At 67.4% G+C, this 5,223-nt stretch carries 6 protein-coding genes; 2 read left to right on the forward strand and 4 right to left on the reverse strand.

Going from position 1 to position 5,223, the window contains the following annotated elements; genetic code table 11:
- On the forward strand, nucleotides 1-1,062 hold a 1,062-nt coding region (locus tag ACWELQ_RS37255), incomplete at its 5' end, for a uracil-xanthine permease family protein (RefSeq protein ID WP_452401718.1).
- Here the strand turns inward: ACWELQ_RS37255 and ACWELQ_RS37260 are convergent.
- A complete protein-coding gene (locus ACWELQ_RS37260) occupies nucleotides 1,051-1,926 on the reverse strand; it encodes a metallophosphoesterase family protein (protein WP_452401719.1) in 876 nt (291 codons plus the stop codon). The genes ACWELQ_RS37255 and ACWELQ_RS37260 overlap by 12 nt on opposite strands.
- Before the next feature lie 83 nt (nucleotides 1,927-2,009).
- Between ACWELQ_RS37260 and ACWELQ_RS37265 the strand changes: the two genes are divergently transcribed.
- Nucleotides 2,010-2,843, forward strand: coding sequence for an SDR family oxidoreductase (locus ACWELQ_RS37265; protein ID WP_452401720.1), 834 nt, complete (start codon nucleotides 2,010-2,012; stop codon nucleotides 2,841-2,843).
- A gap of 143 nt (nucleotides 2,844-2,986) precedes the next feature.
- On the opposite strand, the gene ACWELQ_RS37270 is transcribed toward ACWELQ_RS37265, so the two are convergent.
- The 3 genes from ACWELQ_RS37270 to ACWELQ_RS37280 all read right to left on the reverse strand — a co-directional run.
- Complete coding sequence (locus ACWELQ_RS37270) at nucleotides 2,987-4,066, reverse strand: NAD(P)H-dependent flavin oxidoreductase (protein WP_452401721.1); 1,080 nt, start codon at nucleotides 4,064-4,066, stop codon at nucleotides 2,987-2,989.
- On the reverse strand, nucleotides 4,063-4,821 hold the full coding sequence (locus ACWELQ_RS37275; RefSeq protein WP_452401722.1) for a CoA-transferase subunit beta: 759 nt from the start codon (nucleotides 4,819-4,821) through the stop codon (nucleotides 4,063-4,065). Before ACWELQ_RS37275 ends, ACWELQ_RS37270 begins: the two co-directional genes overlap by 4 nt.
- The coding region (locus ACWELQ_RS37280; protein ID WP_452401723.1) for a CoA-transferase at nucleotides 4,821-5,223 on the reverse strand (403 nt) is incomplete at its 5' end. The genes ACWELQ_RS37280 and ACWELQ_RS37275, both read right to left, overlap by 1 nt.

The raw sequence follows: 5,223 nt of genomic DNA on the forward strand, positions 1-5,223 counted from the left end.
GCCACGCCGGGGCGCAACACCACCTGGATGCCGATCGGAAGTCCTTCGGCGGCAAGGAGTTTCTTCATTCACGCCGCCATGCCGCCGGTGGTGACCGGCGCGGTGGTCATGCTGATCGGGTTCAACCTGGCCCCCGTCACCGCCTCGACCTACTGGCCGCAGGATCAGTGGACAGCGCTGCTGGTCATGCTGTTCACCGGACTCGCGGTGGTCGGATTGCGCGGATTCTTCTCGCGCATCGCCATTTTCCTGGGTCTGGTGTTCGGGTACGGGCTGTCGTGGGTGCTGGATCGGGTGTTCGGCAAGATCCACTCGGCGGACGGCAGCGGCAAGGTCGTCGACCATTGGCGACTGGATCTGTCGGGGGTGGCGAAGGCGGATTGGATCGGCCTGCCCACCTTCCACGCGCCGTCGTTCCAGTGGTCGGCGGTGCTGGTGGCCCTGCCGGTGGTGATCGCGCTGGTCGCGGAGAACGCCGGGCACGTGAAGGCCGTGGGCGAGATGACCGGCGGCGATCTGGACGGCAAGCTGGGCACGGCCATCGCCGCGGACGGTGCGGCGTCCATGCTGTCCACCGCGGTCGGCGGCCCGCCCAACACCACCTACTCCGAGAACATCGGCGTCATGGCCGCCACCCGCGTCTACTCCACCGCCGCCTATTGGGCCGCCGCCTTTTTCGCGCTGCTGTTCGGCCTGTGCCCGAAGTTCGGCGCGATCGTGGCGGCCATTCCGGGCGGGGTGCTGGGCGGCATCACCGTCATCCTCTACGGCATGATCGGCCTGCTGGGCGCGCAGATCTGGACCAATGCCAAGGTCGATCTGCGCAATCCGCTGAACCTGGTGCCCGCGGCCGCGGGCCTGATCATCGGCATCGGCAATGTGAGCATGAAGTTCACCGACACCTTCACCCTCAGCGGCATCGCCCTGGGCACGGTCGTCGTCATCACCGGTTATCACGTGCTGCGGTTCTTCGCGCCCGCGCATTTCAAGGCGGAGGAGCCGCTGCTGGACGAGGGCACCTCGTCCTATGACGAATCACGCGGAGACGAATCACGCGGGTAGCGAACTGGGTTCGGTCTCGTCGGTGTCCTCCGCCTGCTGTGCGTAGGGCAGTTGCAGCACGTACCAGGAGTGTTCGCTCGCGTACTCCAGGTACTGCGAGGCTTCCGGATCGCAGGCCAGGCCCTCGACCCGGGTCCACTGCCCGTCGCCCGAGGCGATGGTGTCGGTGTAGCGCACGTGCAGGTGGCCGTGGAACAGCAGGCTGGGCCGCAGCGTCTCCACGACCCGCTGGATGCGGTCCTGGTTGGGATAGCACTCCGGCTTGTCCTTGCGGTTCCACTTCGGTCGCGAGGCGCGCGGTTTGTCGTGGGTGAGCAGAATGTCGACCGGCGAGCTGTCGGCGTCCAACAGGGCCGTCAGTTCGTCGTCGGTCATCTCCTCCTCCGGGAACCACAGTGTGCCCGCGGTTTCCGGGATCTTCGAGGAGCCGTAGCGCCGCCGCTGCGCCACCAGTTCGGCCTTCTTCGCCTCCCGCGTCAACCGCCAGCCCTTGTCGGTGGACCGGGCACCGCCGAAGGCCGCGAAGGTGGTGCCCTCCCAGGTCCAGCGGTGTCCCCGGGGCGCGTACCGCAGATGCTTGCGGCACACCAGAAATCCCTCGTCATCGAGGTTGTCGTCGTACAGCTCGTGCAGCAGGGAGCTCTTGTCGTGATTCCCGTCCAGGAAGTACACGATGACTCCGGCCCGCTTGGCCGTCTTGCCGATCACGTCGAAATACCGCCGCCCCGAGGCCATGTGCTCCCACGCCCCGAAGTCCCCCACCACGAATACCCGGGAGCACCCTTCACGCACCGCGGTCCGCACCACGGTGAGCGCGTGCGCGGTGTTCCCGTGCAGGTCTCCGGCAAAAAGGACATTCCCCATCGCCACATGGTGGCACCCCCGCGCGGGAACGGCATCCCATTACCCCGTGTCACGCCCGGCTCGTCCGAATTAGGCTGACCGCCATGAACTCTGTGTTGGTTACCGGCGCGGCGCGCGGCATCGGAAAGGCCATCTGCCTGCGGCTGGCCGAGAACGGCTGGCAGGTCTACGCCGGGGTGCGCAAGCTCTCCGACGGCGAGGAACTGGCCGCCGGCAACCCCCGCATCACCCCGATCGTCCTCGACGTCACCAATCCCGACCACATCGCCGCCCTCGACGAAACCCTCCCCGCCGACCTCACCGCCGTGGTCAACAACGCGGGCATCGTCGCCGACGGCCCGGTCGAACTCCTCGACCTCGACACCCTCCGAAACCAGTTCGAGGTCAACGTCTTCGGCGCCCTCGCCGTCACCCAGGCCGTCCTCCCGCGCCTGCGCGCCACCAAGGGCCGAGTCGTCTTCATCTCCTCCCTCTCCGGCCGCATCTCCACCCCCGGCACCGGCGCCTACAACTCCTCCAAGTTCGCCCTCGAGGGCCTGGTAGACGCCCTCCGAGTAGAACTGCGCCCCTGGGGAATCCACACCACCCTCATCGAACCCGGCCCCATCGCCACCGACCTCTGGTTCGGCGCGACAGACATGGTCGACACCACCACCGCCCACCTCACCGAAGCCCAACGCGACCTCTACAGCACCCACCTCGCCGGCCTCCGCAAAATGTCCCAACAGGTCCCCAAGATCGCCGCCCCGGTCGAATCCGTGGTCAAAGAGGTCGAAAAGTCCCTCACCGCCAAGCGCCCCCACGCCCGCTACATCCCCGGCCTGGCCGGAAAGATCCAGGTTGTAGCCACGTCGTTCACCCCCACCCCGATCCTCGACACCCTCTTCGCCCTGGTGTCCGGCATCCGCAAGAAGTAGCCCCGGAATGCGCGAAGCCGCCCCCGGGCGAGAGGTTCCGGGGGCGGCTCGGTGCGCCCGGAGGGGCGCGCGTGGATCCGATGGTGTGCGGATCCGGGGGTGCGCGGTCGGGCTGTGGTGGCCGCGCACGTTTCGGGGGTGCGTCAGGCGGGGGTGGTGACGCGGTAGGTGTTGAGGCTGTCGATGCGGTCGACGGCTTCGGTGATGATGCGGTCGATCAGGTCCTGGACGGTGGGGAGGTCGTCGATGATGCCTGCGACCTGGCCGGAGGCGAGGACGCCCGCGTGGGTATTGCCTTCCACCAGACCGGCTTTCAGCAGCATCGGGGTGTTGGCGGCCATGATGACCTGGGACCAGGTGAGGTCCTTGTGCTTGCGCATGGCCAGGCCGTCCTTGACGATGGTCGACCACTTCATGCCGGTCATCGCCTTGAACTTGAAGGCATTCGACATGGCGGCGGTCAGGCCGCGCACGCCGCTGGAATGCTCGAGCTTGTCGACCAGCTCGGTGTTGAGCACGCGGTGCGGCATGCCGTCGACCTTCTTGGAGACGACGGTGTCCATGAGCCCGCGCTTGAGGTACTCCTGCTTCACCGAATCCGGCACCGCCGAATCCTGGGTGAGCAGGAAGCGGGTGCCCATGGCGACACCGGCCGCGCCGTAGGAGAGCGCGGCGGCCAGACCGCGGCCGTCGAAGAAGCCGCCACCGGCCACGACCGGGATGTCGACGGCATCGAGCACCGACGGAAGCAGCAGAGTCGTTGCGACCGAACCGGTGTGGCCACCGCCCTCGCCACCCTGCACGATCACCGCGTCGGCGCCCCAGGACGCGACCTTGACGGCGTGCTTGGCCGCGCCGATGGACGGCACGACCACCACCCCGTTGTCCTTGAGCCGCGCGATGAGCTCCTTCTTGGGAGCCAGCGCGAAGGACGCCACCTTCACGCCCTCGCGGATCATGAGCTCGCAGCGGTCGGCGGCATCCGAGCCATCGGCGCGAATATTGACGCCGAAGGGCTTGTCGGTCTTCGCCTTGGTCTTGGCGATGGCCTGCTCGAGCTCCTCGAAGGACATCGTCGCCGAGGCCAGGATGCCGAGGCCGCCCGCGTTGGCGGTGGCCGCGACCAGGCCGGGTCCGGCGACCCAGCCCATGCCGGTCTGCACGATCGGGTGCTCGATGCCGACCAGTTCGGTCAGCGGAGTCTTGAGCCGCTGGGCGGTCATGCCGTCACTTCCTTCTCGCGGAAACCCTTGGGGTCCAGCACGGTCCGGATGATGGTGAGCTCTTCCTCGGTCGGCAGCCGGGTCTCGCCCGCCTCGGCCAGCCCGGCGATCTCGAAGGAGGTGTTCTCGGCGACCTCGTCGGCGCTCACGCCCGGGTGCAGCGACAGCGCGCGCAGGGTGTGGTCGGGACCGTTGAAGTCGAACACGCCCAGGTTCGACACCACCCGGTGCAGGTGGTGGAACCGGTAGGCCGGATTCTCGGAATCGATCTTGTCGTAACCGATTCCGGAGACGATGTCGACCTGATCCACGAACACCCGCTTGTTGTGCTTGGGCACGAAGTAGCTGGTGGCGTGGTTGATGGTGTTGCCCGGCGCGCCGCGCACACCGAACATCTGCCGGGTCGGCTGCTGCAGCGGGCCGAACGCCGAGAGGTTCTGGTTGCCGAAGCGGTCGATCTGGTTGGCGCCCATGACCACGTGGCGGCGACCGGACTGCACCACGTCGAAGACCTTGGAGAACGGGAACCAGCCCTCGAGGGGGGCTTGGCCGCCGATCGGCGGGACCTCGGCGAACAGCCGGGCCTCACCGTCGGAGAGCACGAGATCGGGCTCGAAGGTGAGTCGGGCCAGCCGAGCGCCGATGGTGGTGATGGTGGACATCGGGGAGGCCACGATCTCGCCCGCGCCGCGGAAGATCTCGGCGGACGCGACGACGCAGATCTCCGCACGAGTAATGGTGGTGGTGTCGCTCATTACTTCTGCTCCTCGGCGAAAGCCTTGACGGCATCCTGGTATTCGGCCTCGGACACGTCCAGGTAGCGGGCCTTGAACTCGGCCCACGACTCGGGGGTCTTGGCGGCCTCGACGTAGTGGCGCTGGAACTTCTCGTCGCGGCCGTAGCTGCCCGAGAAGGTGAAGTGCGCGCCGCCGGGGGCCTCGACCACACCGTCGACCATCAGGCGGTTGAGGATCATCGACTGCAACGGAACGGCTTTCACCAGTTCATCGGTCTCGACCAGGCGGTCCACCGACAGGTAGCGCCTCTCGGCGGCCAACGCGTACAGGTCGTCCATGTACGGGTCGATGCCGGTGTAGGCGGCATTGCCGTGCTTGTCGCCCAGGTCCAGGTGCATGAACGCGGCGTCGAGATTCAGC

The sequence above is a fragment of the Nocardia sp. NPDC004722 genome, from assembly GCF_053601505.1.